The organism is Microbacterium sp. CH1 (assembly GCF_001595495.1).
In the GTDB taxonomy this organism is placed as follows: Bacteria; Actinomycetota; Actinomycetes; order Actinomycetales; family Microbacteriaceae; genus Microbacterium.
Map to the genome: position 1 here is coordinate 1 of NZ_LOSO01000018.1, position 20,483 is coordinate 20,483.

Here is a 20,483-nt window from a genome sequence, read left to right on the forward strand (position 1 = left end):
GCGCGCGCGCGTAAGGGGGCGGATCGAACGCAAGGGGGTGGGTCGACGGGGAGGACGACTCCTGCACAGGGAGCGGGACGGGAGAGAGGGGTGTGGAGAAGTGGGGAGGGCGGGGGAGCGGCGTGAGGAGAGGGGAGAGTCGGGGGGATGAGACAGGTGAGCGTGGACGAAATCAGGGGGATACTCCTTGGCCGTCGACGACTGGAGGAGGAGGGGTGGGGGTCCCGGACGCTCCGGTCGGCGGTGGAGGGGCGGCAGCTGCATCATGTGCGCCGTGGGTGGTACCTCGGGCTACGGACATGGAGCGAGCTCGCCCCGGAGTCCCGGCATCGTGCGGAGGTGGTGGCCGCCGACCTCGCGGCCTCGGGGACGCGGCCCGTGTTCTCGCACACCTCGGCCGCGGTGCTGTGGGGGCTGCCGCTGTATCGGGTGCGTCCGACGAGGGTCCATGTGACGGCGCCACCGGACCGCCGGCACAGCACGTCCGGGATCCTGCGGCACGAGGGCACTGTTTCCCCCGGCGACATCGTGGAGCGGGACGGCATCCGCTGCACCTCCCTCGCCCGGACGATCGTCGACCTCGCCCGCACGGTCTCTCCGGAGGCGGCTCTCGCGGCAGCCGATGCCGCTCTCGCTCTGGTCGGTGGTGACCCGTGGGAGTTCGACGACACTGCGGAGCAGGCTCTCCTGGCGGACCTCGCGGATCGGGTGCGCCGTCCACGGCTCCGCGGCATCGTGCAGGCTCGTCGGATCGTGGGCTTGGCCGACGGTCGCGCCCAGCTGCCTCTGGAGAGCGTGACGCGGTACCGGCTCCATCAGCTCGGCTTCGGCAGACCGCGGCTGCAGGTGCCGGTGGACGGACCGCGCGGCGGTCGGTTCTGGATGGACATCGCCGTCGACCAGTCCCGCACCTTCGTGGAGTGCGACGGCCGGGACAAGTACCTGGATGACGAGTTCCGCGGGGGCCGCACCGCGGAGAGCATCGTGCTCGACGAGAAGATCCGCGAGGACTGGGTGCGCGGGACGACCGGCTGGCGGGTGATCCGGGTGTCGAGCGAGCACGTCGCCTCCCTCGCCGCGGCCGACACGCACTTCCGTGCCTTCCGCCTCTTCGCCCGTTGAGCCATCGACCCACCCCCTTCCGAGCGCCCCGGCCCCTTGCATGCAGGCGTAAGGGGCCGGGGCACACGCAAAGGGGTGGGTCGACGGGGATTTGGGGGATTTGGGGGGAGAGGTGGGGGTGGGGTACAGTGGTCATAACCGAAGACCGCTGGTCATCGTGTGCGCGTGAGTGCACAGGATCGAAGCTCTGCATCGCAGGGGCCCGCGCAGGTGTCACGAACTTCCGAGCTCCGTGCGCTTGCGCCGGAGCTCTTCTCTTTTGCAGGGGGTCGGAGGCCGGCGCCCCACCACCGTGCGGCGCCTCGTACACACCAAGGAGTGACCATGGCGCAGAAGGATGCATCGGTCAACGAGCTCACGAAGTCATTCGAGAACTCGAACGCCGTCCTGCTGACCGAGTACCGCGGTCTGACGGTTGCCCAGCTCAAGCAGCTGCGCAACAGCATCCGTCAGGACGCTGAGTACGCCGTGGTGAAGAACACGCTGACCAAGATCGCCGCCAACAAGGCCGGCATCTCCGCGCTGGACGACGACCTCAAGGGGCCGTCGGCTGTCGCGTTCGTGCACGGTGACTTCGTCGCCACCGCCAAGGCTCTGCGTGACTTCGCCAAGGCCAACCCGCTTCTCGTGATCAAGTCGGGCATCTTCGAGGGCAAGGCCCTCACCGCCGACGAGGTCAACACGTACGCCTCGCTCGAGAGCCGCGAGGTTCTGCTGGCGAAGGCCGCGGGCATGATGAAGGCGACGATGGGCAAGGCTGCGGCCACCATCGACGCGCTTCGCGAAAAGCTGGAGACCGCCGAGGCCGCGTAAGCGACCGGCGATCTCGTCTACAAACCCCATCTATCTAGGAGATACATCATGGCGAAGCTTTCCACCGAGGAGCTGCTCGAGCAGTTCGCCGGCCTGACCCTCATCGAGCTCAACGAGTTCGTGAAGGCGTTCGAGGAGAAGTTCGAGGTCACCGCTGCTGCTCCCGTCGCCGTCGCCGGTGCCGCTGGTGGCGCAGGCGAGGCCGCGGCCGAGGAGGAGAAGGACTCCTTCGACGTCATCCTCGAGGCCGCTGGCGACAAGAAGATCCAGGTCATCAAGGCTGTCCGCGAGCTCACCTCGCTCGGCCTCGGCGAGGCCAAGGCCGTCGTCGACGGTGCTCCGAAGGCCGTCCTCGAGGGCGCCAACAAGGAGACGGCCGAGAAGGCCAAGGCTGCTCTGGAAGAGGCCGGCGCGACCGTCACCCTCAAGTAATCCAGCGCACCAGCGCTTCTGCGAAGGCCCCGGGTTCCGCCCGGGGCCTTCGTGCGTCCGCGGGGTCAGCGCGGCGCGGCGGTCGAGCTGCGGACGACGAGAGCCGAAGCGGCCTCGACGCGCTCCACGGGAGCGTCCGGCTCGCTCATCCGCCGCATGAGCAGGCGTACGGCCTCCCGCCCCTGGTCCCGCGGCGACTGGCCGATGGTCGTGAGGGCGAACATCTCCGCATGCTCGTGGTCGTCGATGCCGACGACGCTGAGTTCGGTCGGCACCGCGATGCCCAGGCGGCGGGCGGCGATCACGGCGCCGATGGCGGCCTCGTCGCACACGCCGACGATGGCGGTCGGTCGGTGGCGGCGGTCGCCGAGGAGTCCCGCCGCCGCGGCATAGCCGCCGGGCATCGTGGGGGCCGCTCCCGCGACCCGCGCCCGCGGAGTCAGTCCCGCCGCGTGCAGCGCCTCCCGGTAGCCGGCCAGGCGTCGGGCGTCGCCGTAGCTGAGGTCGGTGTCGTCGGTGGCACCGCCCACGAAGGCGATGTCGGTGTGGCCGAGCTCGATCAGGTGCTCGGTGGCGATCCGCGCGGCGGCCGTGTCGTCGATCGACACGGCGCTCGATTCAGCGCTATAGGGGCCCACGCTGACGAGCGGGCGTCCGGTGCGGTGCAGGCGCTCCAGCTCGCGGGCGCTGGGCTGGATGCCGACGGCGATGATGCCGTCGAACCTCCGGCCGGGCAGCACGCTCTCGAACAGCCGCTCCCTGGTCTCCGAGCGCTCGGGGACGCCGTAGAGCGACAGGTCGTGGTCGCGCACGAGCAGCGCCTCCTGCACACCCGCCAGCAGCTCGGAGAAGAACCACCGGTCGACCGGAGGCATCACCAGGCCGATGGTGCCGGTGCGCCCCGTCGCCAGGCTGGTGGCGGAGGAGTGTGCGACGTACGCGAGGTCGTGCGCCGCCTCCTCCACGCGCTGCCTGGTCTCCTCCGAGACGTAGCCGCGGCCGCTGAGCGCGCGGCTCGCAGTCGCCTTGGATACACCGGCGCGCGTCGCGACGTCGGCGATCGTGCTCATCGTGTCCTCCTCGACCCGGTTCCACGACGGCGAGCCATCGGGCGCTCGCCGGGAGCCATCGTAGCCGTTCCACACGCGAGGAGGAACCGGTTCCAGGCGCGTGGAACTGGGAGCGCTCCCATCGCGGTGGGAGCATTGATCACAAAGGGTTGTGATCTTGTAACCTTCCCCAGTTGTACGGCGGGAAGGAACCCGAGTAGGTTGGCCTGGAATCGGTTCCCCAATGGTTGCGGCGATTGCTCTCCTTGGGCGGACTGAAGATCCACCGGAAGAGGAGAAGTACATGGCTTTGTCACAGCGATACCGCCTGCTCGCCCCCATCGCACTCGTCGGCGTCGCGTCTCTCGCGCTCGCGGGCTGCGCCGAGGGCGGAAGCGGCGAGGGCGGAAGTGGGGAGACCAAGGACACCGTCCGGATCTCCGGCGGCATCACCGGCGTCGAGGCCGACGACCTGAACGCGTCTTTCGAGCAGTTCACGAAGGACACCGGCATCAAGGTCGAATACACCGGTGACAAGGGCTTCGAGGGCAACATCGTCACCAAGGTGACCGGTGGAGACGCCCCCGACATCGCGATCGTCCCCCAGCCCGGTCTGCTCAAGACCCTCGTCGACACCGGGAAGGTCATGCCGGCCCCCGAGGCCGTGGAGACCGCCGTCGACGAGAACTGGTCCGAGGACTGGAAGAAGTACGGCACCTTCGACGACACCTTCTACGCGGCGCCGATGCTCGCGAACCTCAAGGGCTACGTCTGGTACTCGCCGAAGCAGTTCGCCGAGTGGGGCGTCGAGGTCCCGGAGACGTGGGACGACATGATCGCGCTCACGGACACGATCGTCGAGAAGACCGGCGGTCCGGCCTGGTGTGCCGGCTTCGCTGCCGAGGCCGCGTCGGGGTGGCCGGGAACGGACTGGATCGAGGACCTCGTGCTGCGGCAGTCCGGCCCCGACGTCTATGACGACTGGGTGGCTGGCGACGTGAAGTTCACCGACCCCGAGATCAAGCAGGCCTTCGACGCCGTCGGTGAGATCCTGCTCAACCCGGAGTACGTCAACGCCGGGTACGGCGACGTCAAGAGCATCAACTCGACCGCCTTCGGCGACGTCGCCAGCGCGGTGGCCAAGGGCGACTGCGCGCTGACCCACCAGGCCTCGTTCCTGTCGGCGAACTTCCTCGACACGGAGACCGCGGACGGCAACGTCCCCGAGGTGGCGCCGGACGGCGACGTCTACGCGTTCATCATGCCGGGCGAGACCGCCGGTGAGCTCCAGGTCGAGGGTGGCGGCGAGTTCGTCGCCGCGTTCTCGGACGACGAGGCCACGCAGCAGGTGCTCGAGTTCATGGCATCGCCGGAGTTCGCCGACGCCCGCGTCGAGCTCGGCGGCGTCATCTCCGCCAACAAGAAGGCCGACCCGAGCCTCGCCTCGAGCGAGTTCCTCCAGGAGGCGATGACCATCATGCAGGACGACGCGACGATCTTCCGGTTCGACGCTTCCGACCTGATGCCGTCGACCGTCGGCTCGGGGTCGTTCTGGAAGGGGATGGTCGACTGGATCGACGGCAAGGACACCGAGACGGTGCTCTCCGACATCCAGGCCGGTTACGAGAACTGATCGCCTCGACGCGATCTTCTCAGAGTGAGCGGGGCCGGGCTGCACAAGCCCGGCCCCGCTCCACCCATCCATACTGCGCGGGAACCCAGCACGATCCAGAAGGGGACGTTCATGTCGCACGCGACCATCGAGAAACCCGTCGAGGCTGACGCGCCGCCGACGACGCACGGCACCGGCGAGAAGGGGAGGAAGACCACACGCACGATCCTCGCGATCGGCTTCGTGGTCGTCGTCGCGCTGGCTCTCCTCCTCGTCTTCACCGCTCCGACCGAGGAGTCCTCGCGGATCACGATCGGGTTCTCGCTCAACAGCTTCTTCCTGTGGCTGGGCGGACTGAACCCGCTGGTGCAGATCCCGGCCGTGCTGCTCGTGTTCGGCGTGGTCGTGGCGATCATCCTCGTGCTGATCGAGTTCGCGCCCCGCCCTGGTCGCGGCTACTTCATCATGCGGCTGGTCGCGTGCCTCGTCATCCCGGTGCTCGCGCTGCTGCTGCTCCGTCCTTACGCGAACGCCGTCGTGTACGTCGTCGCGATCGCGCTCCTCGTCGGGGCGCTCCTCTTCTTCGCGGACTTCCGCGCGCGGCAGGGAGCGGGCTATCTCTTCCAGCTCGTGCTGTTCATGGCCCCGGCGGCCATCATGCTGCTGCTCGGCCTCATCTACCCGGCGATCTCGACGATCTTCAAGTCCTTCTTCGACAAGACCGGCGATGAGTTCGTCGGGCTCGAGAACTACATCTGGGTCTTTACCAACCCGGTCGGCACGTCGTCGGTGATCAACACGATCATCTGGGCGCTGCTCGCTCCGGTGATCTCCGTGGTCATCGGCCTCGCCTACGCCGTCTTCATCGACAGGGCTCGCGGCGAGAAGTTCCTCAAGGTGCTGGTCTTCATGCCGGTGGCGATCTCGTTCGTCGGCGCCGGCATCATCTGGAAGTTCATGTACGACGCCCGGCAGGGTGACCAGATCGGTCTCCTCAACGCGATCGTGACCGCTTTCGGCGGCGACCCCGTGCAGTGGCTGGCGATCAAGCCGATCCTCAACACGCTCATGCTGCTCATCGTGTTCATCTGGACCCAGACCGGCTTCGCCATGGTCATCCTCTCCGCCGCGATCAAGGCCGTGCCGGTCGAGCAGATGGAGGCGGCCGAACTCGACGGCACGAATGCCTGGCAGCGCTTCCGCAACGTGACCGTTCCCGGCATCCGGTCGTCGCTGATCGTCGTGCTGACGACCATCACGATCGCCTCTCTGAAGGTGTACGACATCGTCGCCGTGATGACCGGCGGACGGGACGAGACCAGCGTCCTCGGCTTCGAGATGGTCAACCAGCAGCAGCGGTTCCAGAGCTACGGGCACTCGTCGGCGCTCGCCGTCGTGCTGTTCCTGTTCGTGTTGCCGCTGATCGTCTACAACGCCCGATCGATGGCCAAGCAGAGGGAGATCCGCTGATGAGTGCAACGCAGGCCACCGTCGTGGACAACCGCACCAAGCGCCAGGTGGCGCGGGACACGCGCCGCAACGAGGCGACCGCCCACAAGAAGCTGACCTCGAAGGGGGCGACGATCGCGGCCGCGGTCATCGCGCTCTTCTGGACGATCCCGACCTTCGGTCTCTTCGTGACGTCGTTCCGCCCGGGCGCCGACACGCAGAACAGCGGCTGGTGGACGGTCTTCTCCAACCCGGAGTTCACGTTCGACAACTACGTGCAGGCGTGGAACGCGGGCGGCACCTCGACGACCCTCGCGACGGCGTTCATCAACTCGCTGGCGATCACGATCCCCGCGACCGTCTTCCCGATCGTGATGGCGTCGCTCGCCGCGTACGCGTTCGCATGGATCGACTTCAAGGGTCGGAACATGCTCTTCATCTTCGTGTTCGCGCTGCAGATCGTGCCTCTGCAGATGGCCCTCGTGCCGCTGCTGAGCCTGTTCTCGGACGGACTGACGATCAACGACGTGCCGATCTTCCCCGGGTTCGGGCTGAACGAGGTGCAGTACAGCTTCGCCCGCGTCTGGATCGCGCACGCGATCTTCGCGCTGCCGCTGGCGACGTTCATGCTCCACAACTTCATCTCCGAGATCCCCGGCGAGATCATCGAGGCTGCCCGCGTGGACGGCGCCGGACACGGCCAGGTGTTCTTCCGGATCATCCTGCCGCTGGCGGCTCCGGCGATCGCGTCCTTCGCGATCTTCCAGTTCCTCTGGGTGTGGAACGACCTGCTGGTCGCGACGATCTTCGCCTCGCCCGGCGCCCTGCCGATCACGCAGGCGCTGAACTCGCTCTCCGGGACCTGGGGGAACAAGTGGTTCCTGCAGTCCGCGGGAACGTTCATCTCGATCATCGTCCCGCTGATCGTGTTCTTCGCCCTGCAGCGCTTCTTCGTGCGCGGCCTGCTGGCCGGCGCGACGAAGGGCTGACCCTTCGACGGGCTCAGGCCCTTCGACGGGCTCAGGGACCCAGGCCCTTCGACAGGCTCAGGGACCCGCGTTCTGGGTCGCTGAGCCTGTCGAAGCGCGGGTGAAACACAGCCCCGGGGGCGAGGGCCTGCGCCGTACCCTGAACAGATGAAGTACGCAGACTCGATCGTCGACCTCGTCGGCGACACGCCCCTGGTGAAGCTCCAGCACGTCACCGAGGGCATCGCGTGCACGGTGCTCGTGAAGCTCGAGTACCTGAACCCGGGCGGGTCGGCGAAGGATCGGATCGCGGCGCGCATCATCGATGCCGCCGAGGCCGCGGGCGATCTGCGGCCGGGGGGCACGATCGTCGAGCCCACGAGCGGCAACACGGGCGTCGGGCTCGCTCTCGTGGCGCAGCAGCGCGGCTACCGGTGCGTCTTCGTGCTCCCGGACAAGGTGGGCGAGGACAAGATCGACGTGCTCCGCGCGTACGGTGCCGAGGTCGTCGTGACCCCGACCTCCGTCCCGGCGGACAGCCCGGAGTCGTACTACAGCGTGAGCGACCGGCTGGCACGCGAGATCCCCGGGGCGTTCAAGCCGAACCAGTACGAGAACCCGAACGGGCCGCGCAGCCACTACGAGACGACGGGGCCGGAGATCTGGCGCGACACCGACGGGCGCGTCACGCACTTCGTCGCCGGGGTGGGGACGGGCGGCACGATCACCGGCACGGGACGCTACCTGCGCGAGGTGTCCGACGACGCGGTGCGCATCATCGGCGTCGATCCGGAGGGCAGCGTCTACAGCGGCGGCACCGGCCGGCCCTATCTCGTCGAGGGCGTGGGCGAGGACATCTGGCCCGGTGCCTACGATCCCGCCGTCCCGCACGAGATCGTCGCGGTCGGCGATGCGGAGTCGTTCGCGATGACGCGGCGCCTGGCCCGCGAGGAGGGCATTCTCGTCGGCGGCTCCAGCGGCATGGCCGTCGTCGGGGCGCTGCGAGTGGCGAAGGACCTGCCGGCGGATGCGGTCATGGTCGTGCTCCTGCCGGATGGCGGACGCGGCTACCTGGGCAAGATCTTCAACGACGGCTGGATGCGCTCCTACGGATTCAGCGAGGTGGAGGAGGGGGAGACGGTCGCCGACGTGCTCGCCGCCCGAGCCTCCCGCCACGGCCTTCCTGACCTCGTGCACGCGCACCCCACCGACACGGTGCTCGAGGCGATCGGCATGATGACGGAGTACGAGGTCTCGCAGCTCGTCGTCCTCAGCGCGGAGCCGCCGGTGATGATGGGCGAGGTCGTGGGCACCGTCGACGAGAAGGGCCTTCTCGACCTGCTCTTCCGGGGCGACGCCGAACCGAGCGACGCCGTCGGCGCACATGTGGGGGAGCGGCTGCCGCTCATCGGCATCCACGCGCCGGTCGCGCAGGCACGGGCCGCGCTCGCCGACGCCGACGCCCTCCTCGTCACCGAGGACGGCAAGCCGCACACCGTGCTGACGCGACAGGACCTGCTCGGCTACCTCTCCCGGTGACGCGGGACGTAACAGGCCGGGACCCGTCGGAGGGCCCGGACGTAGGCTGAGAGCATGTCCGACCACGACCACGCCTTCGCCACACGAGCCATCCACGCCGGACAGGCGCCCGACCCGATCACCGGGGCGATCATCCCGCCGATCTATCAGTCGTCGACGCACGTGCAGGACGGCATCGGCGGCTTCCGAGACGGCTACGAGTACAACCGTGCGGGCAACCCGACGCGCTCCTCGCTGGAGACGCAGCTCGCCGCGCTCGAGGGCGGAGTAGGGGCGCTGTCGTTCGCGTCCGGTCTCGCGGCCGAGGACGCGCTGCTGCGCGGCATCCTCACGCCCGGCGACCACGTGCTCCTCGGAAACGACGTCTACGGCGGCACCTACCGCCTGCTCACGAAGGTCCTCGCGCCCTGGGGGATCGACACGACCACGGTCGAGCTCTCCGACGTCGACGTGATCCGCGCGGCGATCCGTCCCGAGACGCGCATCGTGTGGCTGGAGACGCCGAGCAACCCGCTGCTGAAGGTCGTCGACATCGCGCTCATCGTCGAGGTGGCGCACGCGGCCGGTGCCCTCGTCGTGGTGGACAACACGTTCGCCTCGCCGGCTCTGCAGCAGCCGCTCGCGCTCGGCGCCGATCTCGTCGTGCACTCGACGACGAAGTACCTGGGCGGGCACTCCGACGTGCTGGGCGGTGCCGTCGTCTTCGGTGACGACCGTTTCGTCGAGGCCGTGAAGTTCCAGCAGTTCGCGGTGGGGGCGGTCTCCGCGCCTCTGGACGCCTGGCTGACGACCCGCGGCATCAAGACCCTCGCGGTGCGAGTGCGTCAGCACTCCGAGAACGCGCAGGCCATCGCCGAATGGGCCGAGGCGCGGCCGGAGTTCGCGCAGGTGTTCTATCCCGGCCTTCCGTCGCACCCCGGTCACGAGATCGCCGCGCGGCAGATGAGCGGCTTCGGCGGCATGCTGTCGCTCGGTCTCGCCGCGGGTGCGGACGCCGCCCGGGCCTTCGCCGAGAGCACCCGCGTGTTCCAGCTCGCCGAGTCGCTCGGCGGTGTGGAGTCGCTCATCGGTTACCCGCCGGAGATGACCCACGCGTCGGTCCGCGGCACGGAGCTCGCGGTGCCGGAGAACGTCGTGCGCCTCTCGGTCGGCATCGAGGACGTGGCCGACCTCATCGCGGATCTCGAGGAGGGTCTCGCCCGCATCGCCCGCTGACCGGCACGGCGACCCGCGATCGCGGGGGTGTCCGTCACAATAGGACGATGAATCGACGGATGCTGCTGTGGTGGGGCGTCGCCTGCCTCCTCCTGGCCACTGCCCTCGGCGCTCTCGTCGTCTTCGTGTATCCGCAGACGCCGGGTTTCGACCAGTGGTGGAACGACACCATCGCCGCGGTCCGCGCGGACTGGATGCTGACCTTCGCCCTCGCGCTGAACTGGATCGGCGGTGGCTGGGTCGCCATCCTCGCCGTGCCGCTGGCGACCATCGCCGTCCTGCTGCTCCTGCGCCGATGGCGGGGGGCTCTGTTCGCCGCGTTGTGCTTCCTCGTCAGCGCCGGTGCCGTCCAGCTCCTGAAGAACATCTTCGGTCGTGCCCGCCCGCACGACATGCTCGTCGTGAGCGATTACGGTTCCTTCCCGTCCGGTCACACCGCGAATGCGGCGACCATCGCCCTGGTGCTCTGGGTGCTGTTCCCGCGGGTCTGGGTGGCGATCGTGGGGGCGGCCTGGATCGTGCTCATGGCCCTGTCGCGCACCTTCCTGTCGGTGCACTGGGCCACGGACACGCTCGGCGGGGCGTTCGTCGGCGCCGGCGTCGTCCTCGTGCTCGCCGCCTGGCTGGTGCCGTGGGTGCGACGCGACGTCGAGGCGACCGCCCGCGCCGATAGGCTGAGCGGAACCTGACCCGTCCGAGGAGCCCCCGTGTCGCGCATCCGTCCCTACCGTCCGACCGATCGCGCGGCGATGTTCGAGATCTGCCTGCGGACGGCCGACGCCGGGGGAGACGCCACCGGGGTGCTGTCCGATGACGAGCTGTGGGGGAACCTCTTCGCGGTGCCGTACGTCGAGCGGCACCCGGACCTCGCCTGGGTCGTGGAGGCGGAGGACGGGCGCACCATCGGCTACATCGTCGCCACCGACGACACCGACGCCTTCTACGCCTGGTTCCGCGACGAGTGGTGGCCGGGCCTGCACGCGCGCTATCCGCGATCGGCGGACCCGCAGACGCGCGAGGAGAAGCTGATCGAGTACGGCTACACCAGAGAGCCGGGTGTCGAGCCGCATGCGGCCGAGTACCCGGCGCATCTGCACATCGACCTGCTGCCGGAGACCCAGGGGCAGGGACTGGGTCGCGGTCTCATCGAGACGCTCTTCGCCGAGCTGCGCCGGCGCGGTGTGCCCGCGCTGCACCTCGGCATGGATCCGGCGAACGGCGGCGCGGCCGCGTTCTACGAGCGGCTCGGCATGATCGTGCTCCCGTCCGCGCCCGGTGGTCTGACGTACGGGGTGCGCTTCGACGGCTGACGCCGCCCGAAACGAGAGAAGACCTCCGCGATGCGGAGGTCTTCTTCGTCTGTGGCGGTGACGGCGGGATTCGAACCCGCGGTTGCTTGCACAACACACGCTTTCCAAGCGTGCTCCTTCGGCCGCTCGGACACGTCACCAGGGAACAACCTGTCCATCCTATCCGATGTCCCGGGGGCCTCGTGACATACCGGCGATCCAGGCCTGCGGTCGTGAAAGCTGTTATATTGCACCTCGTCAGAGGCCTGGATATCTTCATATGAAGACGCAACGGCGTCAGACGGATCCGGTTCTCTGGGGGGATCATGGGGACGAGTGCGACGACGGCACGGCAGGACGACGGGTCGACGGGCGAGGACCCGCTCCTCGGGCCGCGGGCCCTGCGGGCGTGGGTCACGGGCGGGCATGCGGCACGCGGTCGCGTGTTCCTGCGCGAGGCGGAGACCGGCGCTGACGCCCTCGCGGCCGCGGCCGACCCCGAGGACGTGATCCTCGAGCCCGCAGGGTCGGTGCCTCGGCCGGGGGCGGCGCGGGTCGTCGGCTACGGAGGACGGCTCGCCGACCTCGGCGACGAGCTCTTCCTGGGGGAGCGCGGCGTCGAGCTCCAGGACTACATCGCGGCCTCCTTCGTCCAGATCGTCGGACCGACGGCCATGCGCTTCTTCGACGAGGCGAGCTGGCGTGCCTTCCTCGACGACGCCGACCTCGCTCGCGGGACCGGGGTCTTCGCCGCCGCGATGCTCGACCCCCGAGTGCTGCTCGCGGACCGCTCCGCTCTCGCACGACCGGATGAGGTGGAGGCTCCGCGCGCCCTCCGCATCGACGCGGACGGCGTGGTGCATCTCGGACTGCAGGGGGAGGCGATCGGCCACGTGGACGACCTCCCCGCCGCCCTCGGGAAGGCCCTGCCCCTGGCGTCGGCGCTGGGGGGCGTGCCCGGCTCGGCGGACCTCATCGTCGAGCTCGACCGCCGGCCGTGGCTCCGCCGGTACCTCGACGCGGCCGATCTCCGGACCATGCTCCGCCTGCCGAACGGCGCCGCTCGGATCGCGGGCTTCGGGTGGGCGCTCCTCGACGACGACCTCGCGGATGCGGAGCCCCCGACCGACGACCCGTTCCTGCTCGACACCGCCGAGGGGTTCCTGCTCGCCGATGTCCGGACGCTCCGCCGGCACCTCCTGTCCCCGCTGACCGCTGCGGTGGTCGACGCGATCCAGACCTCGAGCACACGCGGGCGGGCGGCGGCGCGCGTGGCCCGCGCCTGCGGAGTGCCCGATGCCCACGCGCGGCAGCTGTGTCTGGAGGCGCTCGCCGCGCTCGGCGTCCACCTCGGTGCGCGGACCGAGGACGCCGCGGGGGGAGGAGCGCGATGAGCGCACCGCACGCGCTGTGGACGTCGATGCTCCCCGCCGACACCGCCTTCCCTCCGGATCGGGTGGCGGTCGGCGCCTCCGGGCATCGGATCTTCTACGCCGACGGCTCCGACCGCCTCTGCGCGACCAGCGGCCTGTGGAACGTGCCCCTCGGCTTCGGCAACCCGGCGGTGACCGAGGCCGTGAGCAGGGCGACGCGCGACGCCTCCTACCTCTCGCTGTTCCGCGCCCCGCACCGGTACGCCGAGGACGCCGCCGATGCCCTCGTCGCCCTCGCGGGTTCCGACCGCTACCGGCGGGTGATCTTCTCCACCTCCGGCGGGGCGGCCAACGACGCCGCCATGAAGCTCGCCCGGCAGTACTGGGCGCAGCAGGGCGCCGGCTCGCGGTCGCTCGTCGTGGGCCTGCGCGGCAGCTATCACGGCACGATGTACGGCAGCCACGTGCTGAGCGGCGACGACCTGCTGCAGTCGGTCTACGGCGTCGACAGGCGCACGGTGCGGCACGTGTCGCACGCCGACGACGGGGCGGAGCTCGAAGCGCTGCTGGAGCGTGAAGGCTCCCGCGTCGCCTCCGTCGTCGTGGAGCCCGTCCTCGGCAGCGGCGCCCACGCGCTGTCCGCCGCCTTCGTCCGTCGTCTCCTGGAGCTGAGGGAGCGGCACGGGTTCCTGCTGGTGGCAGACGAGGTGGCGACCGGCTTCGGTCGCACGGGCGCGATGTTCGCGACCGACCGCTGGGCGGCCGCACCGGACGTCCTCCTCGTGTCGAAGGCGCTGACGAACGGGGCGATGGGAGCGGCGGCGCTCCTCGTCGGCGACCGCATCTCGACGGCGTTCGCCCGCGGCGGATGGACGTTCGTGCACGGGGAGACGCAGGCGGGCACGCCGGCCTGCGCGGCCGCGGTCCTCGCCGTGATCGACGAGCTCCGCCGCATCGACGTCGAGGCGACCACGCAGGCCCTGGCGTCGACGCTGCACCGCCTCGCGCGGACCTGGCAGGAGGACGGGATCGTCACCGACGTCACCGGCAGCGGCTGCTTCGTCGGGGTGGGGCTCCGTCGCCCGGACGGGTCCGCGCTCTCCGGGACCGACGTCCTGGACGTGGTGTCCGCCATCGCGGACAGCGGCGTCGTGGTGCACCCCGGTCCGAGCTCCTTCCAGCTCATCCCCGGCTACGGATTCACTCCGGCGGAGGTGGCCGAGACCGACCGAGCCGTGCGAGGCGGCCTGGCACGGGTGCGGGAGGCGGCGGCATGACCGTGCCGTTCACCGCACGCGTCCCCACGCTGTGGCATGGGCCGCGCGCACGAGAGACGATGGCGGGTCTGACGGCCGGACGCGACACGCTGGTGATCGCCGACGCCGCCGTCGCACACACCCTTCCCGCCGCGCAGCCGGGCCGGACGATGACGGTGGACGCCTCGGGAGTGGACGAGCTCGGCGTCGTCCTGATCGCCGAGGAGCTCGTCCGACGACCGCCCGAGGTCATCGTGGCCGTCGGCGGCGGTAGCGTCCTCGATGCGAGCAAGATCGCGGCCCTCGCGCTCAGCCCCGGACGCCTTCTGGACTTCGCCCTGCGGCACGCGGCGACCTCGGCGCTCACGATCCTGCCCGACGCGCCGCCGCCGGTCGACATCGTCGCGATGCCGACGACGCTCGGCACGTCGTCGGAGACGAACAGCGTCGCCATCCTCCGGAGTCGCCGCGGAGCCCGGCTCCTCGTCGGTCGCTCACTGCGTCCGCGCCACGCCGTCCTCGATGCCGACCAGCTCGCCACGCTCACCCCCGCGGCCGTCCAGGAGGGAGCGCTGGAGGCGTTCCTCCGGGTGGCCGGCGCCTCGACGAGCCCGCGGACGGCGCGGGCCGACCGCGACGCGCGGCTCCTCGGCCGGGCGCTGCTCGAAGCGGCTTCGGCCGACGTGATGTCGACGACGGGACGACTGCGCCTCGCGCGGCTCAGCGCCGCGACCCAGCGCACGGCCGCCCTCCGCGGCCCCGATCCGTACAGCGCCCGCCACTGGTACCTCGCGAACGAGGTCGCCTTCCATCTCGGCGTCCGCAAGATGCCGGCCACGGCAGCGGTCATCGCCGCCGTCTGGCGGCGGATCGGTGCGGGCGATCCGCGCTGGGGCGACCGCGCCAGCCTCGACGCCTTCTGGGCCGGTGTCGCGGCGGGGACTGCGCTGCCTCGTGACCCGGCCGCCGGCATCGCCGCCGTCGTCGATCAAGGAGGGCTCCCGTCACCGCCGCGCCCGAGCGCACGGGAGATCGATCGGATCGCCGCCGCCGTGGAGACGGCGTGGGGAGATCACCGCCCCATGCTGCGCGGAATCCACGCCGCGGACGTCCGCGCTGTGCTCCACGAGTCCCGGTGGAGCCCGTCCTCGGTCGGCGCTCGCCGGCCCGAGCAGCGGAGAGGAGGTGACGGGAATGAACGAAAGCACGGAGACGAGCATCCGGTTCCAGGAGCTCGACCCGATGGAGGCGCCCAGCTGGGACAGCTTCTACCAGGGCGTGATCGGCGCGCTGGTGCTCATCGGAATCGGTGCGGCAGCCGCCACGTGATGCCGTCCGGCAGCACCCGATCGGAGAAAGGAAGGAGGGACGCATGACCGCAGCACTGCCGGCGCTCGAGTTCACCGAACTCGAGGCCATGGACGCGCCGGGCGATGCCGATGACTACATCCGCGGCTTCGCCGTGGGCGTGATCATCGGAATTCTCGCTCTGACCTAGGAGGTGCACTGTGCAGTCCACGTCGCTGGAGTTCCTGGAACTCGAACAGATCGACACCCCGCTCGAGTGGTGGGAGCACGCGAGCTACATCATCGCGATCATCGGCGGAGCCGCCGCCATCGCGACCTGACAGCGGGTGCGGGCGGAATCGTCCGCCCGCACCCCCCCGACCATCCAGCCGAGGAGAGGCGATGCACGGATGACGTCCCTGATCACCGAGACCGTGGCGGCACGGCTCGACCTCGTCGGCGCGACCGCCAGGGCACAGGACCTGTACGCCGGAGCCGGCACCGAGTTCTACGACCGGCTCGTCGGCCCGGACCGGGCGGAGATCCGCGAGGTCCTGGCGCTCGCGCGCACGGCCCCCGGACCCGTCCTCGACCTCGCCGCGGGAAGCGGACGGCTGACGATCCCGCTCGCACGCTCGGGGCATCACGTCACGGCGGTCGATCTCTCCGCGGACATGCTCGCGCGCCTCCGCGGCGCCGTGCCGCACGGGGCGAGCGTCGAGTGCATCGTGACGGACATGCGCGACCTCGCGCTCGGCGGGCACTTCGGCCTCGTCGTGCTCGGGGCGACCTCCATCACGCTGCTCGACCGCGAAGACCGGGCGCGTCTCTACGCGGGCGTTCGACGTCATCTGGCCTCCGCCGGCGTCTTCGCCCTCACCATCGCGGACGGGGCGTCGGCGGACACTCTCGCACTCCCGACCGACCGCGAGATCACGGTCCCCGGCAGCGCCGGAGACGAGCCCTACCTCTTCGCGCAGCAGATCGAGGACGACGGTGCCGTGCGGCTGGTCAACTGGGTCCGCCTCGCGGACATCGCCCCGCGCGCGGAGGTTCCGGTCCTCACGAGTCGCCTGCACGTGCTGAACCCCCGACTCCTCGCCGACGAGCTCATCGAAGCCGGTTTCGCGGTGCCCGAGACGTCTCCGGTGCGGACGCCCGTCGGCGTGGAGATCCTCCTCCTCACCACCACCCGCGCCGAGGATGGGAGGGCGGGGTGATGACGACGGCAGAGCCACGAGCCGTGCGGCGACGTCGCGGACGAGGGCGGGACGCCCTCACCGCCGACTCGTGCCCGACCCTGGCCGCCGGCGTCGCGTTCGAGCCGACGGCGGAGGGCTCCGGGTGGCTCGCCACCGTCCAGGGCGTGCCGTCGGCGCGGCTGTCCCGACCGGTCGTCGACCTGCTGACGGCGATGGACGGCCGCACCGCGGTCTCCGCGCTGCGCGCCCGTTTCGCGGCGGGGGAGACCGACGAGAGCGTGCTGCGACTGATGGAGCGCTTCCGCGACAACGGGCTCCTGGACGGGGGTGCGTCCCGGCTGCCCGGCCGTGTCACGTATCGGCCGCCGTTCACCGTGCAGTTCGCGACCCTCCGCGCGTCCGCGCTCTTCGCACGGCTCGACCGTCTGGTCGTGCCCGTACCGCGTCGTGCAGTCCTCGCGCTCGTCGCCGCGGTGGTCGCGGCCGGGACCGTCGGCGCGGCCCTGCACCTCGGCGAGCTGGGTGCCGTGCTCGCTCGTCCCGTGCCGCTCGCCGGCTTCGCGCTCGTCGTCGTGGCGCTCGGGCTCGCGACCCTGGTCCACGAGACCGCGCACGGGCTCACCCTCACCCGGCTGGGAGGCCGGCCGCGGCGCGCCGGGTTCATGCTCCTGTACCTCACGCCCGCCTTCTTCGTCGATGTCACGGACGGCTGGCGGCTCCCCGACCGCCGGCATCGTGTGGCGATCGCCCTGGCCGGCCCCGCCGTCCACGCCACGGTGGCGGCGGTGGCGATGCTCGCCGCTCTCGCCCTGCCGTCGTCGGCGGCCCGCGAGACACTGCTGCTCCTCGCGATCTCCTGCACGGTCGTCGTGCTCGTGAACCTGATCCCCTTCGTGCGCTTCGACGGGTACCTCGCCCTGATGAGCGCCCTGGACGAGCCGAATCTCCGGAGGAGGTCGATCCGCGACGGCGCGGGCTTCCTCGCCCGCTTCGTGTTCGGGGCGCCGCGGCAGCCGCGGGCGCTGAAGCGGTGGTGGAGCGTGCCGTTCGGTCTCTGCTGCCTGGCGGCCCCGGTCGTCATGGTGCTGTTCGCGGTCGTCCGGACGGCGCAGCTGCTCGCCGGCGGCGGCCCGGCGGCGAGCCTCTTCGTGCTCGCTCTGGAGGCCGTCGTGGTCGTGGCGGGCATCGTCCTCCTGGTGCGCGCTCTGCTCCGGGTGTGGCGCGCCGGTGCCTCGCGGTTCCGCCTCGTCGGCGTGACCGCCGCGCTCGCGGGCGGAATCGTGGCCGCCGGCATGCTCATCCCGGTCCCGACGGCCGCGGTGCTGGGGTTCTCCGTGGACGACGACCGGGTGGTCCTGGTGCAGGGCGGACGGGATCCCGGTACCCGCATCCCGGACGGCGCTCCGGTCGTCCTGTCGACGCGGGGCATCCTCGCCAACGAGTACCGCGGCGAGGGGACGATCAGGACCCGCCCTGCGACGGAGATCGAGGTGCCGATCGCGGCGCTCTTCCCGGTCAGGGCGCCCGGGGCATCGGTCCCGGCGACGGCCGTGGCGGAGGTGGAGGTGTCAGGGGAGCGCAGCGCCCTCCCGGCAGCGGGACAGGCGCGCGTGGAGCTCGGCACGGCGCCGCTCTGGCAGGCGCTCTGGGCGGCGGTCGCGTCGCCGCTGGCAGCTCTCACGAGCGAGGAGGAGAGAGGATGACCATGAATCAGCACGCCATCGAGGTACGCGGCCTCACGAAGAGGTTCGGACGCCGCACTGCTGTCGAGGATCTGTCGTTCGCGGTGCCCCGCGGGGCGATCGTCGGGCTTCTCGGCCCGAACGGCGCGGGGAAGTCGACGACGCTGCGCGCGATCGTCGGTCTCGTGCGGCCGACCGACGGCGAGGCCGTGATCGACGGGGCGCCGTTCGGGGCGCTGGACAACCCGGCCGCGCACGTCGGCGTCCACATGGACGGGTTCGGCTTCGAGCCCGGCATCTCCGGGCGACGGCACCTGGAGATCTGCCGACTCGCAGCCGGTGCGCCCCGCGGCCGCGTCGACGAGGTGCTGGACGAGGTGGGCCTCGCCGCCGATGCGCGCCGTCGGGTGAAGACCTACTCGACGGGCATGGCGCAGCGGCTGGGCCTGGCCGCGGCATTGATCGGTGCGCCGCGGACGCTCATCCTCGACGAGCCGGCCAACGGTCTCGACCCCGACGGCATCCGCTGGCTGCGCCGGTTCCTCCGCGGCTTCGCCGAACGCGGCGGCACGGTGCTCGTCTCCAGTCATCAGCTCTCCGAGCTCGAGCAGGTCGTGGACGAGGTGGTCGTCATCAAACGGCGCGCGCTCTTCGCCGGGAGGCTGGACGACCTCGTCACGGGCGGGGCCGACTCGCTCGAGAGCCGATACTTCGACCTCGTCGAAGGAGCCCCCGCGTGAGCGGCGTGATCCGCGGCGAACTGCTGCGCGCGGTGAGCGGGCTGTCGATCCTGGCCGTGTACCTCGTCGCGGTCCTCATGCCGGCCTTCGTGCTCTTCTCCGACGGCTCCCGTCTCGCGGTCGACGGCCTCGACGCGGGCGCGGCGACGGCCCGGCTGCTGGAGCCGCTCGCGTGGTCGGTCATCTCGGCGGCGTTCGTCGGCGCGTACCCGGTGACGCGGGAGTACTACTACGGCTCCATGGACCGGACGCTCATGGCGGTCGGGTTCCGTCGCGCCTTCCCGGGGAAGCTGGTCGCCGGCGTCGTCATCGCCCTCGGGCTGGCCGTGATCGTCATCCTGCTGTGGACGCTCGGCATCTCCGTCTTCCTCGCCCGGCACGGGCTCAGCCTCGTGTTCACGGCGGAGGCAGGGCGCATCGTCGCGGGGGCTCTGGGCGGCGTGGTCCTCGGCGCCCTCATCGGCGGAGCGATCGGCTGGATCACCCGGAACTACTACGCGACGGCGATCATCGTGCTCGTCTTCCCGATGGCGCTGGAGTTCGCCGTGCTGCGGACGGCGCCCGAGATCGCGCGCTTCTCTCCCGGCATGGCCATCGCGGCGCTGAGCGTGCCGGAGTACCAGGGCCGACTGCTCGCCTTCGCGCCCGCCCTCGCCATCGGGACGGCGTGGGCGGTCGGCCTGGTCGCGCTCGCCGCCGTCCGGGGACGCCGGAGCGTCGCGTGATCGGTCGAGCGTTGCGGGCACAGGCGCGGGGCGCGGCCGGGGACGTCGTCCTCCTCGGGGTCGCGCTGGCGGCCTTCCTGCTGTCCCTCTCCCTGGCGACGAGCATCCCGGCGGGGCTCGCCGAGGCCCCGTCGGCGGCCCGGGAGGAGCTCGTCGCCCCCTTCGACGCCGTGCTCGCGACCTACGCCGGCATCTTCGCGGCCGTCTACGGCTCCTTCCGCTACACGATCGACCGGCGGGACGGCGTCGTCGCGCAGCGGCTGATGCTGGAGTCCCGGTGGGCGATGCTCGTCGTCCGTGTGCCCGCCGCAGCGCTGGGCGGCGCGGTCGTGGCGGTCGCCGCCGTGGTCGGCGGACACATGGCGCTTCTCGTCACCCTGGGTGGCGTCCCCGTGCACGCGTCGGCCGTCGCGTCGGCTGTCGCCCTCGGTGCGGCCGCAGCGCTGTGGGGTCTGGGGATCGGGATCGTCGTGCAGGCGCATCTCGCGGCGCTCTTCGCCGCCGTCCTCTCGATGGGGGTGGGCCTCCTCGTGGCGATGTTCTGGAGCGCCGGCGCCGTCTATCTGCCGCTCCCCGCCCTGCTCGACGCCTTCCGGTTCGACGTGGCTGGCCTGGGCATCCCCGCGGGAGAGGGGCTCGGGCCGGCGGCGGTGCCGATCGCGGTGGGGTGGATCCTGCTCGCGGTCGGGGCGGGAGCGGCGGTGTTCCTGCGGCGGGACGTGAGCTAGCG

21 protein-coding genes, 1 tRNA gene and 1 pseudogene are annotated in these 20,483 nt (G+C 70.9%); 21 read left to right on the top strand and 2 right to left on the bottom strand.

Annotation, left to right across the window (positions count from 1 at the left end):
* Positions 1–162 precede the first annotated feature (162 nt).
* The 3 genes from AUV07_RS11125 (at position 163) to rplL (ending at position 2,367) form a co-directional block, all read left to right on the top strand.
* Positions 163–1,122, top strand: coding sequence for a hypothetical protein (locus AUV07_RS11125; protein ID WP_157524030.1), 960 nt, complete (start codon positions 163–165; stop codon positions 1,120–1,122).
* A 324-nt stretch (positions 1,123–1,446) separates the two neighbouring features.
* Positions 1,447–1,935, top strand: a complete 489-nt coding sequence (gene rplJ / locus AUV07_RS11130; protein ID WP_025104226.1) for a 50S ribosomal protein L10 — start codon at positions 1,447–1,449, stop codon at positions 1,933–1,935.
* A 48-nt stretch (positions 1,936–1,983) separates the two neighbouring features.
* Complete coding sequence (rplL, locus tag AUV07_RS11135; RefSeq protein ID WP_025104227.1) at positions 1,984–2,367, top strand: 50S ribosomal protein L7/L12; 384 nt, start codon at positions 1,984–1,986, stop codon at positions 2,365–2,367.
* 65 nt (positions 2,368–2,432) lie between these two features.
* On the opposite strand, the gene AUV07_RS11140 is transcribed toward rplL, so the two are convergent.
* Positions 2,433–3,437, bottom strand: a complete 1,005-nt coding sequence (locus AUV07_RS11140; RefSeq protein WP_062636146.1) for a LacI family DNA-binding transcriptional regulator — start codon at positions 3,435–3,437, stop codon at positions 2,433–2,435.
* A 283-nt stretch (positions 3,438–3,720) separates the two neighbouring features.
* Between AUV07_RS11140 and AUV07_RS11145 the strand changes: the two genes are divergently transcribed.
* The 7 genes from AUV07_RS11145 to AUV07_RS11175 all read left to right on the top strand — a co-directional run bounded on the left by AUV07_RS11145 (position 3,721) and on the right by AUV07_RS11175 (position 11,509).
* On the top strand, positions 3,721–5,049 hold the full coding sequence (locus tag AUV07_RS11145; protein ID WP_062636148.1) for an ABC transporter substrate-binding protein: 1,329 nt from the start codon (positions 3,721–3,723) through the stop codon (positions 5,047–5,049).
* Positions 5,050–5,160: 111 nt separating this feature from the next.
* Positions 5,161–6,498: a carbohydrate ABC transporter permease gene (locus AUV07_RS11150; protein WP_062636150.1), complete on the top strand. Its 1,338-nt coding sequence runs from the start codon at positions 5,161–5,163 to the stop codon at positions 6,496–6,498.
* Entirely contained in the window at positions 6,498–7,466 is a 969-nt protein-coding gene (locus AUV07_RS11155; protein WP_062636152.1) for a carbohydrate ABC transporter permease, read from the top strand. Before AUV07_RS11150 ends, AUV07_RS11155 begins: the two co-directional genes overlap by 1 nt.
* Positions 7,467–7,613: 147 nt before the next feature.
* Positions 7,614–8,984 carry a cystathionine beta-synthase gene (locus AUV07_RS11160; RefSeq protein ID WP_062636154.1) on the top strand — a complete coding sequence of 457 codons (1,371 nt, stop codon included), beginning with the start codon at positions 7,614–7,616 and terminating at the stop codon, positions 8,982–8,984.
* Between the two features lie 54 nt (positions 8,985–9,038).
* Positions 9,039–10,199, top strand: a complete 1,161-nt coding sequence (locus AUV07_RS11165) for a cystathionine gamma-synthase (RefSeq protein WP_062636156.1) — start codon at positions 9,039–9,041, stop codon at positions 10,197–10,199.
* Between the two features lie 47 nt (positions 10,200–10,246).
* The gene (locus AUV07_RS11170) at positions 10,247–10,888 is read left to right on the top strand and encodes a phosphatase PAP2 family protein (RefSeq protein WP_231868249.1); all 642 of its coding nucleotides are present in this window, start codon (positions 10,247–10,249) and stop codon (positions 10,886–10,888) included.
* Between the two features lie 18 nt (positions 10,889–10,906).
* On the top strand, positions 10,907–11,509 hold the full coding sequence (locus tag AUV07_RS11175) for a GNAT family N-acetyltransferase (RefSeq protein ID WP_197462139.1): 603 nt from the start codon (positions 10,907–10,909) through the stop codon (positions 11,507–11,509).
* 52 nt (positions 11,510–11,561) lie between these two features.
* Here AUV07_RS11175 and AUV07_RS11180 read toward each other — a convergent pair.
* A tRNA-Ser gene (locus tag AUV07_RS11180) sits at positions 11,562–11,649 on the bottom strand.
* Between the two features lie 165 nt (positions 11,650–11,814).
* On the opposite strand from AUV07_RS11180, the gene mpaB reads away from it, so the two are divergent.
* From mpaB to AUV07_RS11220, 11 genes and pseudogenes are all read left to right on the top strand, one after another.
* Positions 11,815–12,882 (top strand): daptide biosynthesis RiPP recognition protein, encoded by a 1,068-nt coding sequence (gene mpaB / locus AUV07_RS11185; protein ID WP_062636167.1) that lies wholly within the window; start codon positions 11,815–11,817, stop codon positions 12,880–12,882.
* A complete protein-coding gene (gene mpaD, locus AUV07_RS11190; RefSeq protein WP_062636169.1) occupies positions 12,879–14,138 on the top strand; it encodes a daptide-type RiPP biosynthesis aminotransferase in 1,260 nt (419 codons plus the stop codon). The genes mpaB and mpaD overlap by 4 nt, the downstream gene beginning before the upstream one ends.
* 59 nt (positions 14,139–14,197) lie before the next feature.
* Positions 14,198–15,238, top strand: a pseudogene (mpaC, locus tag AUV07_RS11195) (daptide-type RiPP biosynthesis dehydogenase); the annotation flags it as partial.
* A 121-nt stretch (positions 15,239–15,359) separates the two neighbouring features.
* Positions 15,360–15,446: an MpaA1 family daptide-type RiPP gene (mpaA1, locus tag AUV07_RS18225; RefSeq protein WP_374209022.1), complete on the top strand. Its 87-nt coding sequence runs from the start codon at positions 15,360–15,362 to the stop codon at positions 15,444–15,446.
* A gap of 43 nt (positions 15,447–15,489) precedes the next feature.
* Positions 15,490–15,615 carry an MpaA2 family daptide-type RiPP gene (gene mpaA2, locus AUV07_RS18125; RefSeq protein WP_257721411.1) on the top strand — a complete coding sequence of 42 codons (126 nt, stop codon included), beginning with the start codon at positions 15,490–15,492 and terminating at the stop codon, positions 15,613–15,615.
* A gap of 10 nt (positions 15,616–15,625) precedes the next feature.
* On the top strand, positions 15,626–15,745 hold the full coding sequence (mpaA3, locus tag AUV07_RS18185) for an MpaA3 family daptide-type RiPP (RefSeq protein WP_301178377.1): 120 nt from the start codon (positions 15,626–15,628) through the stop codon (positions 15,743–15,745).
* A 69-nt stretch (positions 15,746–15,814) separates the two neighbouring features.
* Positions 15,815–16,624: a daptide-type RiPP biosynthesis methyltransferase gene (gene mpaM, locus AUV07_RS11200; RefSeq protein WP_062636170.1), complete on the top strand. Its 810-nt coding sequence runs from the start codon at positions 15,815–15,817 to the stop codon at positions 16,622–16,624.
* Complete coding sequence (gene mpaP / locus AUV07_RS11205) at positions 16,624–18,309, top strand: daptide biosynthesis intramembrane metalloprotease (RefSeq protein ID WP_062636172.1); 1,686 nt, start codon at positions 16,624–16,626, stop codon at positions 18,307–18,309. Before mpaM ends, mpaP begins: the two co-directional genes overlap by 1 nt.
* The gene (locus tag AUV07_RS11210) at positions 18,306–19,028 is read left to right on the top strand and encodes an ATP-binding cassette domain-containing protein (RefSeq protein ID WP_157524033.1); all 723 of its coding nucleotides are present in this window, start codon (positions 18,306–18,308) and stop codon (positions 19,026–19,028) included. The genes mpaP and AUV07_RS11210 overlap by 4 nt, the downstream gene beginning before the upstream one ends.
* Positions 19,025–19,753, top strand: a complete 729-nt coding sequence (locus tag AUV07_RS11215; RefSeq protein ID WP_062636177.1) for a hypothetical protein — start codon at positions 19,025–19,027, stop codon at positions 19,751–19,753. The genes AUV07_RS11210 and AUV07_RS11215 overlap by 4 nt, the downstream gene beginning before the upstream one ends.
* Positions 19,750–20,481 (top strand): hypothetical protein, encoded by a 732-nt coding sequence (locus tag AUV07_RS11220; RefSeq protein WP_062636179.1) that lies wholly within the window; start codon positions 19,750–19,752, stop codon positions 20,479–20,481. The genes AUV07_RS11215 and AUV07_RS11220 overlap by 4 nt, the downstream gene beginning before the upstream one ends.
* Positions 20,482–20,483: the final 2 nt, after the last annotated feature.

Coding starts and splice junctions, on each gene's coding strand:
- AUV07_RS11210 (WP_157524033.1), top strand. CDS start 18,306: ATGACCATGAATCAGCACGCCATCGAGGTACGCGGCCTCACGAAGAGG.
- rplL (WP_025104227.1), top strand. CDS start 1,984: ATGGCGAAGCTTTCCACCGAGGAGCTGCTCGAGCAGTTCGCCGGCCTG.
- AUV07_RS11140 (WP_062636146.1), bottom strand. CDS start 3,437: ATGAGCACGATCGCCGACGTCGCGACGCGCGCCGGTGTATCCAAGGCG.
- mpaD (WP_062636169.1), top strand. CDS start 12,879: ATGAGCGCACCGCACGCGCTGTGGACGTCGATGCTCCCCGCCGACACC.
- mpaA1 (WP_374209022.1), top strand. CDS start 15,360: ATGGAGGCGCCCAGCTGGGACAGCTTCTACCAGGGCGTGATCGGCGCG.
- AUV07_RS11155 (WP_062636152.1), top strand. CDS start 6,498: ATGAGTGCAACGCAGGCCACCGTCGTGGACAACCGCACCAAGCGCCAG.
- mpaA2 (WP_257721411.1), top strand. CDS start 15,490: ATGACCGCAGCACTGCCGGCGCTCGAGTTCACCGAACTCGAGGCCATG.
- mpaM (WP_062636170.1), top strand. CDS start 15,815: ATGACGTCCCTGATCACCGAGACCGTGGCGGCACGGCTCGACCTCGTC.
- AUV07_RS11145 (WP_062636148.1), top strand. CDS start 3,721: ATGGCTTTGTCACAGCGATACCGCCTGCTCGCCCCCATCGCACTCGTC.
- mpaB (WP_062636167.1), top strand. CDS start 11,815: ATGGGGACGAGTGCGACGACGGCACGGCAGGACGACGGGTCGACGGGC.
- AUV07_RS11165 (WP_062636156.1), top strand. CDS start 9,039: ATGTCCGACCACGACCACGCCTTCGCCACACGAGCCATCCACGCCGGA.
- AUV07_RS11170 (WP_231868249.1), top strand. CDS start 10,247: ATGAATCGACGGATGCTGCTGTGGTGGGGCGTCGCCTGCCTCCTCCTG.
- rplJ (WP_025104226.1), top strand. CDS start 1,447: ATGGCGCAGAAGGATGCATCGGTCAACGAGCTCACGAAGTCATTCGAG.
- AUV07_RS11150 (WP_062636150.1), top strand. CDS start 5,161: ATGTCGCACGCGACCATCGAGAAACCCGTCGAGGCTGACGCGCCGCCG.
- mpaP (WP_062636172.1), top strand. CDS start 16,624: ATGACGACGGCAGAGCCACGAGCCGTGCGGCGACGTCGCGGACGAGGG.
- AUV07_RS11160 (WP_062636154.1), top strand. CDS start 7,614: ATGAAGTACGCAGACTCGATCGTCGACCTCGTCGGCGACACGCCCCTG.